This is a genomic window from Streptomyces sp. NBC_00076, assembly GCF_045041235.1.
In the GTDB taxonomy this organism is placed as follows: Bacteria; Actinomycetota; Actinomycetes; order Streptomycetales; family Streptomycetaceae; genus Streptomyces.
The window spans coordinates 7,343,134-7,358,737 of sequence record NZ_CP108242.1 but is presented as its reverse complement, the minus strand read 5'-3'; the positions used below and the strand labels follow the sequence as shown (position 1 = coordinate 7,358,737).

Below are 15,604 nucleotides of genomic sequence, written 5' to 3'. Positions count from 1 at the left end.
GGCCCCCAAGCCCCGGCCCCGTGCCCTGCTCACCCTTCCCGAGGCCGGAAGGTCCATCCATGGTCCACCGGGCCGATCCCCCCGCCGAGCGCGTACCCGGCCGCGATCGCTCCGGTGACGTACTCCTTGGCCGCCGCCACCGCCTCCGGCACGGTCCGCCCCTTCGCCAGCTGCGACGCGATCGCCGACGCGAGGGTGCAGCCCGTGCCGTGCGTGTGCCGGTTGTCGTGTCTCGGCGCGCGCAGCCAGTGCTCCTCGGAGCCGTCCGTGAGCAGGTCCACGGCGTCACCGGTCAGATGACCGCCCTTGATGAGCACCCACGCGGGCCCGTAGGCCAGCACGGCCGCCGCCGCCAGCGGCAGCTGGTCCTCCGACTCCACCCGTACGCCGGTGAGTTGGGCCACCTCGTCGAGGTTCGGGGTGGCCACGGTGGCCACCGGCAGCAGCCTGGTCCGTACGGAGTCCAGCGCGGACGCGGCCAGCAACGGGTCCCCGTGCTTGGAGACCCCGACCGGGTCGACGACGACGGGGGCATCCGTGCCCGCGACCAACTCGGCCACCGCCTCCACGAGTTCGGCCGAGGCGAGCATGCCCGTCTTCACCGCCTGGACGCCGATGTCGTCGACGACGCTGCGGTACTGCGCCCGCACCGCCTCCACCGGCAGCTCCCAAGCCCCCTGCACCCCGCGGGAGTTCTGCGCGGTGACCGCCGTGACGACACTCATGCCGTGCACGCCGAGCGCGAGCATGGTCTTCAGGTCGGCCTGGATCCCGGCTCCGCCCCCGGAGTCGGAACCCGCGACCGTCAGCACCCTCGGCGGCGCGCTCATGACTCGATGTCCCCGAAGTGGTCCCAACCGCCCTTTGTGGTCCACGGCGCCCCGTCGACCGTCACCTGGGGCAGCGCCGACGGGTTCAGCACCTCGCCGATCACCTTCCAGCGGGCCGGCAGCTTCACATCCGGCGGGAACGTCGCCACGATCGCGTGGTCCTCTCCCCCGGTCAGCACCCACTGCATGGCGTCGACGCCGACGGCCTGCCCGATGTCGTTCATCTGGGACGGGATGTCGATCGCGCCGGAGCGGATGTCGATGCGGACCTTGCTGGCCTCGGCGATGTGCCCGAGGTCCGCGATCAGACCGTCGCTCACGTCGCACATCGCGGTCGCCCCGAGCCCGGCGGCGGCCGGACCCGCGTGGTACGGCGGCTCGGGCCGCCGGTGCGCCTCCACGAAGGCACGCGGCGAACGGAACCCCCGGGACAGCACCGCGTAACCGGCCGCGGACCAGCCCAGCCATCCGGTCACCGCGACGAGGTCCCCGGGCTGGGCACCGCCCCGCGTGACCGGCTCGTTGTTGCGCAGGTCGCCGAGCGCGGTGATCGACACCATGATCGTGTCACCGCGTACGACGTCCCCGCCCACCACGGAGGCGCCGGCCACCTGGCACTCGTCGCGCAGGCCGTCCATCAGCTCGCTCGCCCAGGTCACCGGGAGTTCGCCGGGGACGACCAGGCCTAGCAGCAGCGCGGTCGGTACGGCGCCCATGGCGGCGATGTCCGCGAGGTTCTGCGCGGCCGCCTTGCGGCCCACGTCGTAGGCGGTGGACCAGTCGCGGCGGAAGTGCCGCCCCTCCAGGAGGATGTCGGTGCTGGCCACGACCCGTCGGTCCGGCGCGGCGACCACCGCGGCGTCGTCGCCGGGGCCGACCCGGACCGCCGGGGTGGTGGTCAGACGGGAGGTGAGCTCCCTGATGAGCCCGAACTCCCCCAGCTCACCAACAGTGCCCTTCATTGCCCTTACGCCCCTTCTGTACCTGTCCGTGCCCGCTCGCGCGTCACCAGTGTCCTCGATACGGTCGAGGTGACCGTCAACTTCTGTCCTGCCCGTACCCCGGCGCGGGCGTCCTGGTCCCCGCGGGTCTCCCCGCGGCGAGCTGCGACGCGATACCGTGGCGTTCCTTTTCCCCACATGATCCTCGTGGCCGCCCTGGAGGTTCCGTGGTACAGGCGTACATCCTGATCCAGACGGAGGTCGGCAAAGCGTCGACCGTCGCAGAGACGATCAGCAAACTCCCTGGAGTCATCCAGGCCGAGGACGTGACAGGACCGTACGACGTCATCGTGCGCGCCCAGTCCGACACAGTGGACGACCTCGGCCGCATGGTGGTCGCGAAAGTCCAGCAAGTGGACGGCATCACCCGCACCCTGACCTGTCCGGTCGTCCATCTGTAGCCCCCGTCTACCCTTGACCGGTGAACTTCTTCCGTCACCGGCGCCGCATTGCCATCGGGCCGCCCGCGATCGCCGTGCTGATCACGGTCGCGGGCTGCTCCACAGCAGACGACACCGCTTCGGCGGCGGTTCCCAGTCCGAGTGCGAAGGTCACGAAGCTGTGCCGGAACCTGGACAAGGTACTGCCGTCGAAAGTGGACGGTGAGACCCGCCACGACCCCGATCCGGCCTCCGCACTGACCGCGGGCTGGGGAGGCCCGGCGATCATACTGCGCTGCGGTGTCCGGCAGCCTCCGAAGATGATCGACCCCAAGGTGGCGGAGGGAGCCGACCCGGACGCGGTCGCCGGTGGCGTGAACGGCGTCGACTGGCTGATGGAGACGCGGGACGACGGGGGGAACCGCTTCACCACCGCCAACCGCAGCGTCTACGTCGAGGTGACGGTGCCGAAGGGACCTGACACCTCCGGGGTGCTGATCGATCTGGCGCCGGCCGTCAAGAAGGCGATCCCCGAGGGGATCGCCGACTAGACACTCAGGCCTCCTGGAAAACACTCCCGGATGCTCCGCCGGTCACGGAAGGCGTCAGCGCAGGCCCGTCGAACGACGCAGCGCCGCCTGGATCAACCGGTCCACCAGCTCGCCGTACTCGATGCCGCTGGCCTGCCACATCTTGGGGTACATCGAGATCGGCGTGAAGCCGGGCATCGTGTTGATCTCGTTGATCACGAACTCGCCGTCCTCCGTGAGGAAGAAGTCCGCGCGGACGAGGCCCTCGCAGGAGGCCGCCTCGAAGGCCTCCACCGCGAGCCGCTGCACCCGGGCCGTCTCCTCGGGCGTCAGCGGCGCGGGGACGAGGCCGGGCGTCGAGTCGATGTACTTCGCCTCGAAGTCGTAGTAGGCGTGCGTGTCCGGCGACGGGATCTCCGCGGGGACGGAGGCACGCGGGCCGTCCTCGAACTCCAGCACCCCGCACTCGATCTCGCGGCCGCGCAGCGCCGCCTCCACGAGGATCTTCGGGTCGTGCCGCTGTGCCTCGGCGATCGCGTCGTCGAGGCCCGCCAGGTCGTCGACCTTGGTGATGCCGATCGACGAGCCCGCGCGCGCGGGCTTCACGAACAGCGGCCAGCCGTGCTCGCCGGCGAAGTCGACGATCTTCTTGCGGGCGGCGGCACCCTTGTCCCCGTCCGGGGCGGACTGCTCCCACTCGCGCGGCCGGATCACCACGTACGGGCCCACCCGGAGCCCGAAGGAGATGAACACCCGCTTCATGTACTCCTTGTCCTGGCCGACGGCCGAGGCGAGTACACCCGAACCCACGTACGGCACCCCGGAGAGCTCCAGGAGGCCCTGGAGGGTGCCGTCCTCGCCGTACGGGCCGTGCAGCACCGGGAAGACCACGTCGACCTCGCCGAGCGCCTTGGGCACCGATCCGGGCTCGCTGTAGACGACTTCGCGGTTCGCGGGGTCGACCGGGAGCACCACGCCGCCCTCGCTCGAATCGGCGAGCCCCTCGACATCGGGCGTACGACGCTCGGTGATCGCCATGCGCTCCGGTTCGTCGGCGGTGAGCACCCACCGGCCCTCCCGCGTGATGCCGATCGGCAGGACGTCGTACTTGGTCCGGTCGATGGCCCTCAGGACGGCGCCGGCGGTGACCGTGGAGATCCCGTGTTCGGAACTGCGCCCGCCGAACACGACGGCCACGCGCGGCTTGCGAGACGACTGCTCAGGGTTCTGGGGGAGGTTCTCGGTGCTCATATCGCGTTGAGGGTACCCGGTGGTAGGGCCCCGAGACAGCGTCCGCCCCGGGGGTTCGCTCAGCGTCGTTCCGGCTTCGCGCTGCGCGACATCAGCTCCTTGAGAGCGACCACGGGAGGCTTGCCCTCGTGGACGATTCCCACGACCGTCTCGGTGATGGGCATGTCGACACCGTGCCGACGGGCCAGATCCAGCACCGACTCACAGGACTTGACGCCCTCGGCGGTCTGCCTGGTGACCGCGATGGTCTCCTGGAGGGTCATGCCCCTGCCGAGGTTGGTGCCGAAGGTGTGGTTGCGCGACAGCGGCGAGGAACAGGTCGCCACCAGGTCGCCGAGCCCGGCGAGTCCGGAGAACGTCAGCGGGTCGGCGCCCATCGCCAGACCCAGCCTGGTCGTCTCCGCCAGCCCGCGCGTGATCAGCGAGCCCTTGGCGTTGTCACCGAGGCCCATGCCGTCCACGATGCCGACGGCCAGCCCGATGACGTTCTTGACCGCGCCGCCGAGTTCGCAGCCCACCACGTCGGTGTTGGTGTACGGGCGGAAGTACGGCGTGTGGCAGGCGGCCTGGAGCCGCTGGGCGACGCCCTCGTCGGTGCACGCGACCACGGCCGCGGCAGGCATCCTCGCGGCGATCTCCCGGGCCAGGTTGGGTCCGGTGACCACCGCGACGCGGCTCGGGCCCACCTTGGCGACGTCCTCGACGACCTCGCTCATCCGCATGGCGGAACCGAGTTCGACGCCCTTCATCAGCGACACGAGGACCGTGTCCGGCGCGAGCAGCGGTGTCCACTCGGCGAGGTTGGCACGCAGCGTCTGGGAGGGGATCGCGAGCACGGTGAGGTCGGCGTCCCGCGCGGCCTCGGCCGCGTCCGCGGTCGCCCGCAGGTTCTCGGGGAGTTGGACGCCGGGGAGGTAGTCGGGGTTCGTACGCGTGGAGTTGACCGCTTCCGCGAGGTCGGCACGCCGGCCCCACAGGGTCACCTCGCAGCCCGCGTCGGCGAGGACCATGCCGAAGGCGGTGCCCCACGATCCGGTGCCGAAGACGGTCGCCTTGACCGGCTTGCTCACGTGCCCTGCCCCTCTTCCTGTCCGATCTTCCGCTGCGCCGGCGGCCGCGCCTGCGACTGTGTTTGCGCCTGCGTCTGCGGCTGTGTCTGCGCCCGGGTCCTTTGCCGCTGCTCGATCCGCTCATGGCGCGGGTCGTAGGGCGTGGCGGGCGCCTTCTCGCCGCGGATCTCCTCCAGCTGGCGGGTGACGGCGGCCATGATGACCTCGGTCGCCGCCTTCAGGAGCTCCGGGGTCATCTCCCGGTCGTAGAAGGGCCGAAGATCCACCGGGGGTCCGGCGAGCACACGGTGGGTCTTGCGCGGCAGGAAATCGGGCTTCCTGGCGTACGGCGGCAGCACCTCGTTGGCGCCCCACTGGGCCACCGGAATCACCGGGCACTTGGTCTGCAGGGCGACCCGGGCGGCACCGGTCTTGCCGGTCATGGGCCAGCCGTTCGGGTCGCGGGTGAGGGTGCCCTCGGGGTAGAAGGCGACGCACTCACCGCGTTCCACCGCGTCGATGGCGGCCCGGAAGGCGCTGAGCGCGTCCGTGCTCTCGCGGTAGACGGGGATCTGCCCGGTGCCGCGCATCGCGGCCCCCACGAATCCCTTCCGGAAAAGGCCGCTCTTCGCGAGGAATCGCGGAACACGGCCCGTGTTGTACTGAAAGTGCGCGTAGGCGAAGGGATCGATGTGCGAATTGTGGTTCACCGCGGTGATAAATCCACCCTCAGCCGGAATGTGCTCCATTCCGCGCCAGTCCCGCTTGATCAGAACCACCAGCGGCGGTTTGCAGAGGACCGCTGCGAAGCGGTACCAGAACCCGATTCTGCGGCGGGTCACGCGGACACCTTCCTCTAGGGCCTGGGGGCCGCACAAGTGTCGCCCCAGGCCGCCGGTCTGTCGAGAACACCGTACGCCCCGACTCCGCCACCGCCAGATGCACCGGTGACGGCTGAGTAACAATGGCGGCTACAAGAGAGGGACGGAACACGCGTGCAGTGGACGTTGGTCATACCCGTTAAACCCCTGGCGCGGGCCAAGAGCAGGCTCTCGGACACCGCCGCCGACGGGCTGCGCCCAGGGCTGGCCCTCGCCTTCGCCCAGGACACCGTCGCGGCCGCGCTGGCCTGCCCGGCGGTGAAGGATGTGGCAGTCGTCACGGACGACCCCCTGGCAGGCCGTGAGCTGGGCGCGCTGGGTGCCCGCATCGTCGCCGACGAGCCGCACGGCGGCCTGAACGCGGCTCTGGCGCACGCGGCGGCCGTCGTGCGCGCCACACGCCCCGAAAGCGCCGTGGCGGCCCTCAACGCGGATCTGCCGGCGCTGCGTCCCCTGGAATTGGCCCGCGTTCTGGACGCGGCAACGGAATTCCCCCGTGCTTTCCTCCCGGACGCCGCCGCAATCGGTACCACTCTGCTGGCCGCCCGGGAAGGCGTGGAATTGCGGCCCGCCTTCGGTACGGATTCCCGAGCCCGCCATCGCGCCTCCGGAGCCGAGGAACTCGTCCTAGACACGGTGGATTCCGTACGGCAGGACGTGGACACCGGCGCCGATCTGCGCGCCGCCTTGGCCCTGGGGGTCGGCCCCCGCACGGCGGCTCAGGCAGCGCGGCTGTTGATCCCCGGGCAGTAGGCTGCCGTCATGCAGGCCACCGCATATACGTACGACCCCGAAAGCCGCAGCGGACAGGTGCTGCTCGACGACGGCACCCCGTTGCCCTTCGACGCGCCGGCGTTCGACGCGGGCGGGCTGAGGCTGCTGCGGCCCGGACAGCGGGTGCGCATCGAGACGGAGGGCGAGAGCGAGGGTCGCCGGATCACGCTCGTGACGCTGCAGACGTTCTGAAGCCGAAAGCGAAGCCGAAAGCGAAGCCCCCCCCCGGAAATCCGTGAGCCCTGTCCGGGCGCCCCCGAACACGCCGCGGGCCGGACTCCGTACGGAGTCCGGCCCGGCGCGTGAGTGCCCCTGTGCCCCTACCTCTTGCGGGCGGTGGCCTTCTTGGCGGTGGTCGTGCGGGCCGTCGACTTCTTGGCGGGGGCCTTCTTCGCCGGGGCCTTCTTGGCCGTCGCCTTCTTCGCGGTGGTCTTCTTCGCGGCGGTGGACTTGGCGGTCGCCGTGGTCTTCTTGGCGGGCGCCTTCTTGGCCGTCGTCTTCTTCGCGGTGGCCGTGGTCTTCTTGGCGGTCGTCTTCTTCGCGGTCGTCTTCTTCGCGGCGGCCGCCTTGGTCGTGGCCCTCTTGGCCGCGGCCTTCTTGACGGTCGCGGAAGCCCCGCCGGTCAGGCTGCCCTTGGGCGCCTTCTTGACGGCGACGTCGTTCTTCGGGAGCTTCTTCGAGCCGCTCACCAGGTCCTTGAAGCCCTGGCCCGCGCGGAAGCGCGGCACTGAGGTCTTCTTGACCCGAACCCGCTCGCCCGTCTGGGGGTTGCGGGCGTAACGGGCCGGACGGTCGACCTTCTCGAACGAACCGAACCCGGTGACCGAGACCCGGTCACCCGCTACGGTCGCGCGGACGATGGCGTCCAGGACCGCGTCGACGGCGTCGGCGGCCTGCTGGCGGCCGCCCACCTTGTCGGCAATCGCTTCTACGAGCTGCGCCTTGTTCACGTCTTCCCCTTCGGAGACATTGCCAGAACGAAAGTGTTCAAGCGTTTTCGCACGTTAGGCAGATATATACCGCAAATCAAACACGAAACGGGCTAATCACCCGTGCGCCGCAACGAACTCGGCTGTTCTGGACTTGTTCAGCATTCCTCTTCGGGGAATCGACCCGCGTCGAGATCTGCCACGAACCCCTCCAGACGCCTTGCCGCATCGGCGAGATCGTGCTTGGCCGCGGCCGTAATGACCAGCAGCTTCCGGGTCAGCGCCATCCGTACGCCCTCCGGGACTTGCAGTGCGCGCACCCTTGCGTGCGCTTCCTTGAGTCGGTCCGCGACTGCCGCATAGAGCTGGAGTTGGCCGTCGTGTTCCATGCACAGATTGTGCCATCTGGGGCGAGTTGTCGCCCGCTCAGGGTGCAACTGCCGCCTCAAACGACCTCCGCAGCGCATGGGCAAGCCGCGGCTTCACACCACGCGTACCCCGACAACAACCCTTCTAACGTGGGAAGTTGAGAGGCCCCCCAACGGCGCACAGGGCCGTTCGGGTGCAGACATGGCCGTACCCCCGATGGGGCTGATCGGGGGTACGGCGGGGGTGTCACGGTGGCCGAAACTCGACCTGTTCAGTTGGTTCTGCCGACCACTTTGGTCAGATCTGGAGCGTCCGCGGCTTGTGGGACGGGCGCTTGGCCTCGTACGCGGCGATGTGGGGCTCGTTCTGGAGGGTGATGGAGATGTCGTCCAGCCCGTTCAGCAGCCGCCAACGGGCGTTCTCGTCGAGTTCGAAGGCGGCGGTGATGCCCTCGGCGCGCACCTCGCGGGCCTCCAGGTCCACCGTGATCTCGGCCTCGGGGTCCTTCTCCGTGAGGTCCTGCAGCGAGTCCACGACCTTCTGCTCCAGAACCACTGTGAGCAGGCCGTTCTTGAGCGAATTGCCGCGGAAGATGTCGGCGAAGCGGGACGAGAGGACCGCCTTGAAACCGTAGTTCTGCAGCGCCCAGACGGCGTGCTCACGGGAGGAGCCGGTGCCGAAGTCGGGGCCGGCGATCAGGACGGTCGCACCCTTGCGCTCGGGCTGGTTGAGGATGAACTGCGGGTCCTTGCGCCAAGCCTCGAACAGCCCGTCCTCGAACCCGTCCCTGGTGACCTTCTTGAGCCAGTGAGCAGGGATGATCTGGTCGGTGTCGACGTTGGAGCGGCGCAGCGGGACGGCCCGACCGGTGTGCGTGGTGAATGCTTCCATGATCTCAGACTCCAGCGGGCGTACGGGTCTCGGCGTCGGACAGGTCGGCCGGGGAGGCCAGGTGGCCCAGGACCGCGGTGGCCGCCGCGACCTGCGGCGACACCAGGTGCGTACGACCGCCCTTGCCCTGCCGGCCCTCGAAGTTGCGGTTGGAGGTGGACGCCGAGCGCTCACCCGGGGCCAGCTGGTCCGGGTTCATGCCCAGACACATCGAACAGCCCGCGTGCCGCCACTCGGCGCCGGCCTCCTTGAAGACCACGTCCAGGCCCTCGGAGACGGCCTGCAGACCGACCCGCGCGGAACCGGGGACGACCAGCATCCGTACGCCGTCGGCGACTTTGCGGTCCTTCACGATCTCGGCGGCGGCGCGCAGGTCCTCGATACGCCCGTTGGTGCACGAACCTACGAAGACGGTGTCCACCTTGATGGTGCGCAGCGGCTGTCCGGCCTCCAACCCCATGTATTCCAGGGCCTTTTCGGCGGCCACGCGCTCCGAAGCGTCTTCGTACGAAGCAGGGTCGGGGACGTCGGCCGAAAGCGGCGCGCCCTGACCGGGGTTGGTGCCCCAGGTGACGAACGGCGACAGTTCCGCGGCCTCGATGACGACCTCGGCGTCGAACTCGGCGCCCTCGTCCGTCCTCAGCGTCTTCCAGTACGCGACGGCCGCGTCCCAGTCCTCGCCCTTGGGGGCGTGCGGGCGGCCCTCGAGGTAGTCGAAGGTGGTCTGGTCGGGGGCGATCATGCCCGCGCGGGCGCCGGCCTCGATCGACATGTTGCAGATGGTCATCCGGGCCTCCATCGAGAGCTTCTCGATGGCGGAGCCGCGGTACTCCAGGACGTAGCCCTGGCCGCCGCCGGTGCCGATCCTGGCGATGATCGCCAGGATCAGGTCCTTGGCGGTGACGCCGTCGGGCAGTTCGCCGTTGACGGTGATGGCCATGGTCTTGGGCCGGTCCAGCGGCAGCGTCTGGGTGGCCAGCACGTGCTCGACCTGGGAGGTGCCGATGCCGAACGCCAGACCGCCGAAGGCGCCGTGCGTGGAGGTGTGCGAGTCGCCGCAGACGACGGTCATGCCGGGCTGGGTCAGACCCAGCTGCGGACCGACGACGTGCACCACACCCTGCTCGACGTCACCGAGCGGGTGCAGCCGCACCCCGAACTCGGCGCAGTTCTTGCGCAGCGTCTCCAGCTGGGCCCGGGAGACCGGGTCCGCGATGGGCTTGTCGATGTCGAGGGTCGGGGTGTTGTGGTCCTCGGTGGCGATGGTCAGGTCGAGCCGGCGCACCTGGCGACCGCCCTTGCGGAGGCCGTCGAAGGCCTGCGGGCTGGTCACCTCGTGCAGCAGGTGCAGATCGATGAAGAGGAGGTCGGGCTCGCCCTCGGCGCGCCGGACGACGTGGTCGTCCCAGACCTTCTCCGCGAGTGTCCTACCCATCGCTTTCCCTCCGGCCGGCAAGTGGTGAGCCGGCCCAACTAGAGATCTTGAGTAAGCGGCGCCCGCGCCCCTGCGTCCTGGCATCCGCCGCCGGGCCCCTCGTGCTGCGGGCCGCTGTGTCTTCAAGAGTGGCGCGTTCCACGGAAAATTGAACTTGCGTTTCACAGAGTGAGACGCGAGTATCGTTTCATGGACAACAGTAGCGGCGTCGGCGTTCTGGACAAGGCAGCCCTTGTCCTGAGCGCCCTGGAGTCCGGTCCGGCCACCCTCGCGGGTCTGGTCGCGGCGACCGGGCTGGCACGACCCACGGCCCACCGGCTGGCCGTGGCTCTGGAACACCACCGCATGGTGGCGCGCGACATGCAGGGCCGATTCATTCTCGGCCCCCGGCTGGCCGAGCTGGCCGCGGCCGCAGGCGAGGACCGCCTCCTCGCCACCGCGGGCCCGGTGCTCACTCACCTCCGGGACATCACGGGCGAGAGCGCGCAGCTCTACCGCCGCCAGGGCGACATGCGCATCTGCGTCGCCGCGGCGGAGCGCCTGTCCGGCCTTCGGGACACGGTCCCGGTCGGCTCGACGCTCACGATGAAGGCGGGCTCCTCCGCCCAGATCCTGATGGCCTGGGAGGAGCCGGAGCGCCTGCACCGGGGCCTGCAGGGCGCCCGCTTCACGGCCACGGCCCTGTCGGGGGTACGGCGCCGCGGCTGGGCCCAGTCGATCGGCGAGCGCGAACCGGGTGTCGCCTCCGTGTCCGCTCCCGTACGTGGCCCCTCCAACCGCGTGGTGGCCGCCGTCTCGGTCTCCGGTCCCATCGAGCGCCTGACGCGCCACCCGGGCCGCATGCACGCCCAGGCCGTCATCGACGCCGCCGCCCGTCTCTCCGAGGCCCTGCGCCGCACGGGCTGAAAACACCACACCGAACCGTAGGAACGAGCGGCCTCAACGCCGCGGCAGCTCATTCCGAACGGATCGACTCGTACACCTCCACGCACGGCGCCCCGGTTCCCGGATCGGATGGCGGCACTGTCCGTCCGAACAATGCCCGGCTGGTGACACGTCCCGAACTGCTGGAGTCGCTGGGCTGGTCGAACGCCCGGGCCCTGGTCGCGATCTCCCCCGTCTACCGCTCACTCGTGGTGGCGGTCGCCGCGCTCCCGCGGCTGGGCTGCACATGAGGGCCCGAACTCCTGTTGTCCTACGCCCGGTTGATGCACAAGGCGGCCGTCCTCGACCTGAGCCGTACGGCGTCCGGACCCTGGAACGCCGAAGGCCCTCCACCGAAGTGGAGGGCCTTCGCCTTGCGTACCCCCGACCGGATTCGAACCGGCGCTACCGCCTTGAGAGGGCGGCGTGCTAGGCCGCTACACAACGGGGGCGAGGATCTTGCGTTTCCGCAGAATCCGAGCTGGTCTACCAGGACTCGAACCTAGAATGACGGTACCAGAAACCGTAGTGTTGCCAATTACACCATAGACCAATGTGGTTCAGACCAGTTCGTACCCCCGACCGGATTCGAACCGGCGCTACCGCCTTGAGAGGGCGGCGTGCTAGGCCGCTACACAACGGGGGCCCTAGCGATCCTCACCCGGCGCTAGCCGGATGTTGTCACCGTGAGGTCAGCGGGAGCTACCCGTACCGTCCTCGCGGGATGGATCTGTACCCCCGACCGGATTCGAACCGGCGCTACTGCCTTGAGAGGGCAGCGTGCTAGGCCGCTACACAACGGGGGCTTTGCGGAGTTGATCTCCGCGGTTGCAGATGAGCTCTGCGAGCTGGCCTACCAGGACTCGAACCTAGACTAACGGAACCAGAAACCGTCGTGCTGCCAATTACACCATAGGCCACTGAAACACAATCCCCTGTGGGGATCTTGTTTAGCTTGCGCCTCCGGCTCCGAACCTTTCGGTTCCTGCCCGGCGGCGCAGGAAGAACATTACCCGAAGGTGGACGGGGCTCCAAAACGGGTATCCGCGCCGAGGATCGCGGGGAGTTCGGCCAGCGAGGCGATCCGGCGCGGGCCGACCGGCGGCGCGACGGTCGCGTACGCACCCCCGCGATCGATCCAGACCGACAGCAGTCCGGCGGCGTCGGCGCCCTGTCCGTCGATCTCCGGATGGTCACCCACGTACGCCACTTGGTGCGGGGCCAGTTCCAGGGCGTCGCAGGCCGCGAGGAAGGCGCCGGCCGCCGGCTTGGAGACGCCGAGTTCCGCCGCGCACAGGATGACCTCGAAGCGGTCGTACACACCGAGGACGCGCAGTTTGCGGTCCTGGACATGGATGCTGGAGTTGGACAGCACGGCGTGTCGGTGGCTGGCGGCGAGCGCGTCCAGGACCGGCAGGACGTCCGGGAAGAGGGCCCACGCGGTCTCGTAGTGGCCGATGTACCGCTCGAACCACGCGTCGGCATCGGCGTCGCTGACCGTGCCGTCACCCAGGAAGACCCGTACGCGGTCCCGGCGCTGCCCCTGGAAGGTCGCCTCCCCCGCCGAGAAGCGCGCCCACTGCCGGTCGGTGATCTCCCGCCACCGCGCGATGGCCTGATCGACGCTGTCGTACCCGTCGAGCAGGCCCTCGGCCGCGAGATGCCCGCTCATGCCGACCCGGTCGGCGGTGGTGTAGTCGAAGAGGGTGTCGTCGACGTCCCAGACCACGGCCCGAATGCTCATGCTCCGACGGTAACGCGGGGATCCGTGGCCCGTCCGGCGGAACGACGAAGGTGCGGCACCCCACACCGGGGGCGCCGCACCTCACGGGTGTGCGGGTTACGCCGTCAGCTTGGCCAGTGCCGCGTCGACGCGGGCCAGCGTCCGGTCCCTGCCCAGGATTTCCAGGGACTCGAAGAGGGGCAGGCCGATCGTGCGGCCGGTGACGGCCACCCGGACCGGGGCCTGGGCCTTGCCGAGCTTGAGGCCGTGGGCCTCGCCGGCGGCCAGGACGGCTTCCTTCAGGGACTCAGGGGACGTCCAGTCCGCGGACTCCAGCTTCTCGCGGGCGGTGCGGAGCAGGGCGTCGCTGCCCTCCTTCATCGCCTTCGTCCAGCTCGCCTCGTCGAACACCGGCTCCGGCAGGAACAGGAAGTCGACGTTGTCGGTGATCTCGGAGAGGACCTTGAGGCGGGTCTGGGCGTGCGGGGCGATCGCGTGCCACTTGGCCTCGTTGAAGTCCTGAGGAGCCCAGGGGGCGAACGGGGCCCGCAGCCACGGGGCGCAGCGCTCCGTGAAGTCCTTCACGTCCAGCAGGCGGATGTGGTCGGCGTTGATCGCCTCGCACTTCTTCAGGTCGAAGCGCGCCGGGTTGGGGTTCACGTCCGCGACGTCGAAGGCGGCGACCATCTCGTCGATCGCGAAGACGTCCTGGTCGGCGGAGAGCGACCAGCCCAGCAGGGAGAGGTAGTTGAGCAGGCCCTCGGGCAGGAAGCCGCGCTCGCGGTACAGGTTGAGCGACGACTGCGGGTCGCGCTTCGACAGCTTCTTGTTGCCCTCACCCATGACGTAGGGGAGGTGGCCGAACTGCGGGATCTGCTTCGCGATGCCCAGCTCGATCAGCGCCTTGTACAGAGCGATCTGGCGGGGCGTCGACGACAGCAGGTCCTCGCCGCGCAGGACGTGGGTGATCTCCATCAGCGCGTCGTCGATCGGGTTCACGAGCGTGTACAGCGGGGCGCCGTTCGCTCGTACGATCCCGTAGTCGGGCACGTTCTCCGCCGTGAACGTCAGCTCGCCGCGGACCAGGTCCGTGAACGTGATCGTCTCGTCGGGCATGCGGAAGCGGACGATGGGCGTACGGCCCTGGGCCTGGTAGTCGGCGACCTGCTCGGCGGTCAGGTCGCGGCAGTGGCCGTCGTAGCCGGACGGCTTGCCGGCGGCGCGGGCGGCCTCGCGGCGGGTGTCCAGCTCCTCCTGGGAGCAGTAGCAGTGGTAGGCGTGGCCGGCGACCAGGAGCTTGCCCGCGATCTCCTTGTAGAGGTCCATGCGCTGCGACTGCCGGTAGGGCGCGTGCGGGCCGCCGACCTCGGGGCCCTCGTCCCAGTCGAAGCCCAGCCAGCGCATCGAGTCGAGCAGCTGGCCGTACGACTCCTCGGAGTCGCGGGCCGCGTCGGTGTCCTCGATGCGGAAGACGAGCGTGCCCTGGTGGTGCCGGGCGAACGCCCAGTTGAACAGGGCGGTGCGGACCAGGCCCACGTGGGGGTTACCGGTGGGCGAGGGGCAGAAACGTACTCGGACGGCGGGGACGGGTGCGCTAGCCACGCTTGACAACCTTGTTGGTGAGAGTGCCGATGCCTTCGATGGTGACGGCGACCTCGTCGCCGACGGTGAGCGGCCCGACGCCTGCCGGGGTGCCCGTGAGGATCACGTCGCCGGGGAGCAGCGTCATGGCTTCGGTGATGTTGACGATCAGATCCTCGATGGAGTGGATCATCTCGCTGGTCCGGCCGAGCTGGCGTTGCTGACCGTTGACCGTGAGCTGGATCGTGAGGTCGGACGGGTCGACGTCCGTCTCCACCCAGGGGCCGAGCGGGCAGGAGGTGTCGAAGCCCTTGGCCCTGGCCCACTGCTTCTCGCGCTTCTGGACGTCGCGGGCGGTGATGTCGTTGGCGCAGGTGTAGCCGAGGATGACGTCCTTGACCCGCTCGCGCGGGACCTCGCGGCACATCCGGCCGATGACGACGGCCAGTTCGGCCTCGTGGTGCAGGTCCTCGGAGAAGGAGGGGTACTGGATCTCGTCGCCGGGGCCGATCACCGAGGTGGAGGGCTTGAAGAAGGCGAACGGGGCGTCGGGGACCTCGTTGCCCAGTTCCTTCGCGTGCTCCGCGTAGTTGCGGCCGAAGGCCACGACCTTGTTGGGGAGCACCGGGGGCAGCAGCCGCACCCTCGCCTTCGAGTCGGAAGGTGCCAGCGGGACCTTCGTACCGGAGAGCTCGAAGTCCGCGAACGGGATGCCCTTGATGATGTCGAGGACGAGCTCGTCCGGCTTGTCGCCCTCTACCGCGCCGAAGGCGACGTTCCCGTCGATGGAGAATCTGGCGATGCGCACGGGATCCTGGCGCCCCTCACTGAGAACTGGTGTGCGTGTCGGCCGACCGGCTTGGCCGCGAGCCGACGCTGGACGCTCCAGGCTAACCGGTCAAGGGGCGTGATCATCGGCCGGTGGCGGGCACCTGGTCACCCGTACAAAGGGGCGGCAAGGGCGCCCTTAGGCGGTAGGCGTGCCCGATCGAACGAGGCTCCCCTTCGCCCGGAGAGCCTCATCGGTCACTCAGCACCAGCCGTCCGACGCCGGTC

Annotated in this window: 18 protein-coding genes and 5 tRNA genes; 6 read left to right on the top strand and 17 right to left on the bottom strand. The window is 69.5% G+C overall.

The genetic code is table 11. The annotated features are described in order from the left end of the window. Positions 1–29: 29 nt before the first annotated feature. Together thiD and OHA64_RS33635 are read right to left on the bottom strand one after the other, a co-directional pair. Positions 30–830, bottom strand: coding sequence for a bifunctional hydroxymethylpyrimidine kinase/phosphomethylpyrimidine kinase (gene thiD / locus OHA64_RS33640; protein WP_405619581.1), 801 nt, complete (start codon positions 828–830; stop codon positions 30–32). Beyond that, on the bottom strand, positions 827–1,792 hold the full coding sequence (locus OHA64_RS33635; RefSeq protein WP_405619579.1) for a thiamine-phosphate kinase: 966 nt from the start codon (positions 1,790–1,792) through the stop codon (positions 827–829). The genes thiD and OHA64_RS33635 overlap by 4 nt, the downstream gene beginning before the upstream one ends. Positions 1,793–1,998: 206 nt before the next feature. On the opposite strand from OHA64_RS33635, the gene OHA64_RS33630 reads away from it, so the two are divergent. Further along, a complete protein-coding gene (locus OHA64_RS33630) occupies positions 1,999–2,232 on the top strand; it encodes an Lrp/AsnC ligand binding domain-containing protein (protein WP_324788849.1) in 234 nt (77 codons plus the stop codon). Positions 2,233–2,252: 20 nt separating this feature from the next. After that, on the top strand, positions 2,253–2,762 hold the full coding sequence (locus OHA64_RS33625; protein ID WP_405619577.1) for a DUF3515 domain-containing protein: 510 nt from the start codon (positions 2,253–2,255) through the stop codon (positions 2,760–2,762). Between the two features lie 54 nt (positions 2,763–2,816). Here the strand turns inward: OHA64_RS33625 and OHA64_RS33620 are convergent, their stop codons facing one another. Genes OHA64_RS33620 through OHA64_RS33610 form a run of 3 tightly spaced genes read right to left on the bottom strand, consistent with a single transcriptional unit; the run spans position 2,817 to position 5,883 of the window. Continuing rightward, positions 2,817–3,992 carry a D-alanine--D-alanine ligase family protein gene (locus tag OHA64_RS33620; RefSeq protein WP_405619575.1) on the bottom strand — a complete coding sequence of 392 codons (1,176 nt, stop codon included), beginning with the start codon at positions 3,990–3,992 and terminating at the stop codon, positions 2,817–2,819. Positions 3,993–4,051: 59 nt separating this feature from the next. Continuing rightward, positions 4,052–5,062, bottom strand: coding sequence for an NAD(P)H-dependent glycerol-3-phosphate dehydrogenase (locus OHA64_RS33615; RefSeq protein ID WP_405619573.1), 1,011 nt, complete (start codon positions 5,060–5,062; stop codon positions 4,052–4,054). Then, positions 5,059–5,883 carry a lysophospholipid acyltransferase family protein gene (locus OHA64_RS33610; RefSeq protein WP_405619571.1) on the bottom strand — a complete coding sequence of 275 codons (825 nt, stop codon included), beginning with the start codon at positions 5,881–5,883 and terminating at the stop codon, positions 5,059–5,061. The genes OHA64_RS33615 and OHA64_RS33610 overlap by 4 nt, the downstream gene beginning before the upstream one ends. Before the next feature lie 153 nt (positions 5,884–6,036). Between OHA64_RS33610 and cofC the strand changes: the two genes are divergently transcribed. Both cofC and OHA64_RS33600 read left to right on the top strand, forming a co-directional pair. Beyond that, positions 6,037–6,675 (top strand): 2-phospho-L-lactate guanylyltransferase, encoded by a 639-nt coding sequence (gene cofC / locus OHA64_RS33605; protein WP_405619569.1) that lies wholly within the window; start codon positions 6,037–6,039, stop codon positions 6,673–6,675. A 9-nt stretch (positions 6,676–6,684) separates the two neighbouring features. Further along, on the top strand, positions 6,685–6,888 hold the full coding sequence (locus OHA64_RS33600) for a hypothetical protein (protein WP_405619567.1): 204 nt from the start codon (positions 6,685–6,687) through the stop codon (positions 6,886–6,888). Positions 6,889–7,016: 128 nt separating this feature from the next. On the opposite strand, the gene OHA64_RS33595 is transcribed toward OHA64_RS33600, so the two are convergent. From OHA64_RS33595 to leuC, 4 genes are all read right to left on the bottom strand, one after another. Further along, positions 7,017–7,646, bottom strand: coding sequence for an HU family DNA-binding protein (locus tag OHA64_RS33595; RefSeq protein WP_405619565.1), 630 nt, complete (start codon positions 7,644–7,646; stop codon positions 7,017–7,019). 137 nt (positions 7,647–7,783) lie between these two features. Further along, on the bottom strand, positions 7,784–8,014 hold the full coding sequence (locus OHA64_RS33590) for a hypothetical protein (protein WP_405619563.1): 231 nt from the start codon (positions 8,012–8,014) through the stop codon (positions 7,784–7,786). 277 nt (positions 8,015–8,291) lie between these two features. Then, positions 8,292–8,885 carry a 3-isopropylmalate dehydratase small subunit gene (gene leuD, locus OHA64_RS33585; RefSeq protein ID WP_405619562.1) on the bottom strand — a complete coding sequence of 198 codons (594 nt, stop codon included), beginning with the start codon at positions 8,883–8,885 and terminating at the stop codon, positions 8,292–8,294. A gap of 4 nt (positions 8,886–8,889) precedes the next feature. Next, the gene (leuC, locus tag OHA64_RS33580; protein WP_405619560.1) at positions 8,890–10,320 is read right to left on the bottom strand and encodes a 3-isopropylmalate dehydratase large subunit; all 1,431 of its coding nucleotides are present in this window, start codon (positions 10,318–10,320) and stop codon (positions 8,890–8,892) included. Between the two features lie 189 nt (positions 10,321–10,509). Here leuC and ndgR point away from each other — a divergent pair, with 189 nt between their 5' ends. Further along, the gene (ndgR, locus tag OHA64_RS33575; RefSeq protein WP_007384919.1) at positions 10,510–11,226 is read left to right on the top strand and encodes an IclR family transcriptional regulator NdgR; all 717 of its coding nucleotides are present in this window, start codon (positions 10,510–10,512) and stop codon (positions 11,224–11,226) included. Positions 11,227–11,369: 143 nt separating this feature from the next. Beyond that, positions 11,370–11,495 carry a hypothetical protein gene (locus tag OHA64_RS33570; protein WP_405619558.1) on the top strand — a complete coding sequence of 42 codons (126 nt, stop codon included), beginning with the start codon at positions 11,370–11,372 and terminating at the stop codon, positions 11,493–11,495. A 128-nt stretch (positions 11,496–11,623) separates the two neighbouring features. On the opposite strand, the gene OHA64_RS33565 is transcribed toward OHA64_RS33570, so the two are convergent. The 8 genes from OHA64_RS33565 to OHA64_RS33530 form a co-directional block, all read right to left on the bottom strand. Then, positions 11,624–11,696, bottom strand: a tRNA-Glu gene (locus tag OHA64_RS33565). A gap of 29 nt (positions 11,697–11,725) precedes the next feature. Continuing rightward, positions 11,726–11,797: transfer RNA gene (locus OHA64_RS33560), tRNA-Gln, on the bottom strand. Positions 11,798–11,817: 20 nt separating this feature from the next. Next, a tRNA-Glu gene (locus OHA64_RS33555) sits at positions 11,818–11,890 on the bottom strand. An 87-nt stretch (positions 11,891–11,977) separates the two neighbouring features. Beyond that, positions 11,978–12,050 (bottom strand) — tRNA-Glu (locus OHA64_RS33550). 42 nt (positions 12,051–12,092) lie between these two features. Next, positions 12,093–12,164: transfer RNA gene (locus OHA64_RS33545), tRNA-Gln, on the bottom strand. Between the two features lie 89 nt (positions 12,165–12,253). After that, positions 12,254–12,988 carry an HAD family hydrolase gene (locus OHA64_RS33540; RefSeq protein ID WP_405619556.1) on the bottom strand — a complete coding sequence of 245 codons (735 nt, stop codon included), beginning with the start codon at positions 12,986–12,988 and terminating at the stop codon, positions 12,254–12,256. Between the two features lie 96 nt (positions 12,989–13,084). Beyond that, the gene (gltX, locus tag OHA64_RS33535; RefSeq protein WP_405619554.1) at positions 13,085–14,569 is read right to left on the bottom strand and encodes a glutamate--tRNA ligase; all 1,485 of its coding nucleotides are present in this window, start codon (positions 14,567–14,569) and stop codon (positions 13,085–13,087) included. Continuing rightward, the gene (locus OHA64_RS33530; protein ID WP_405619552.1) at positions 14,562–15,356 is read right to left on the bottom strand and encodes a fumarylacetoacetate hydrolase family protein; all 795 of its coding nucleotides are present in this window, start codon (positions 15,354–15,356) and stop codon (positions 14,562–14,564) included. Before OHA64_RS33530 ends, gltX begins: the two co-directional genes overlap by 8 nt. Between the last annotated feature and the right edge of the window lie 248 nt (positions 15,357–15,604).

What these genes read in the sequence shown, in the direction of transcription:
- thiD (WP_405619581.1), bottom strand. Translation starts at nt 830, where the DNA reads ATGAGCGCGCCGCCGAGGGTGCTGACGGTCGCGGGTTCCGACTCCGGG.
- OHA64_RS33635 (WP_405619579.1), bottom strand. Translation starts at nt 1,792, where the DNA reads ATGAAGGGCACTGTTGGTGAGCTGGGGGAGTTCGGGCTCATCAGGGAG.
- OHA64_RS33620 (WP_405619575.1), bottom strand. Translation starts at nt 3,992, where the DNA reads ATGAGCACCGAGAACCTCCCCCAGAACCCTGAGCAGTCGTCTCGCAAG.
- OHA64_RS33600 (WP_405619567.1), top strand. Translation starts at nt 6,685, where the DNA reads ATGCAGGCCACCGCATATACGTACGACCCCGAAAGCCGCAGCGGACAG.
- OHA64_RS33590 (WP_405619563.1), bottom strand. Translation starts at nt 8,014, where the DNA reads ATGGAACACGACGGCCAACTCCAGCTCTATGCGGCAGTCGCGGACCGA.
- leuD (WP_405619562.1), bottom strand. Translation starts at nt 8,885, where the DNA reads ATGGAAGCATTCACCACGCACACCGGTCGGGCCGTCCCGCTGCGCCGC.
- leuC (WP_405619560.1), bottom strand. Translation starts at nt 10,320, where the DNA reads ATGGGTAGGACACTCGCGGAGAAGGTCTGGGACGACCACGTCGTCCGG.
- ndgR (WP_007384919.1), top strand. Translation starts at nt 10,510, where the DNA reads ATGGACAACAGTAGCGGCGTCGGCGTTCTGGACAAGGCAGCCCTTGTC.
- OHA64_RS33540 (WP_405619556.1), bottom strand. Translation starts at nt 12,988, where the DNA reads ATGAGCATTCGGGCCGTGGTCTGGGACGTCGACGACACCCTCTTCGAC.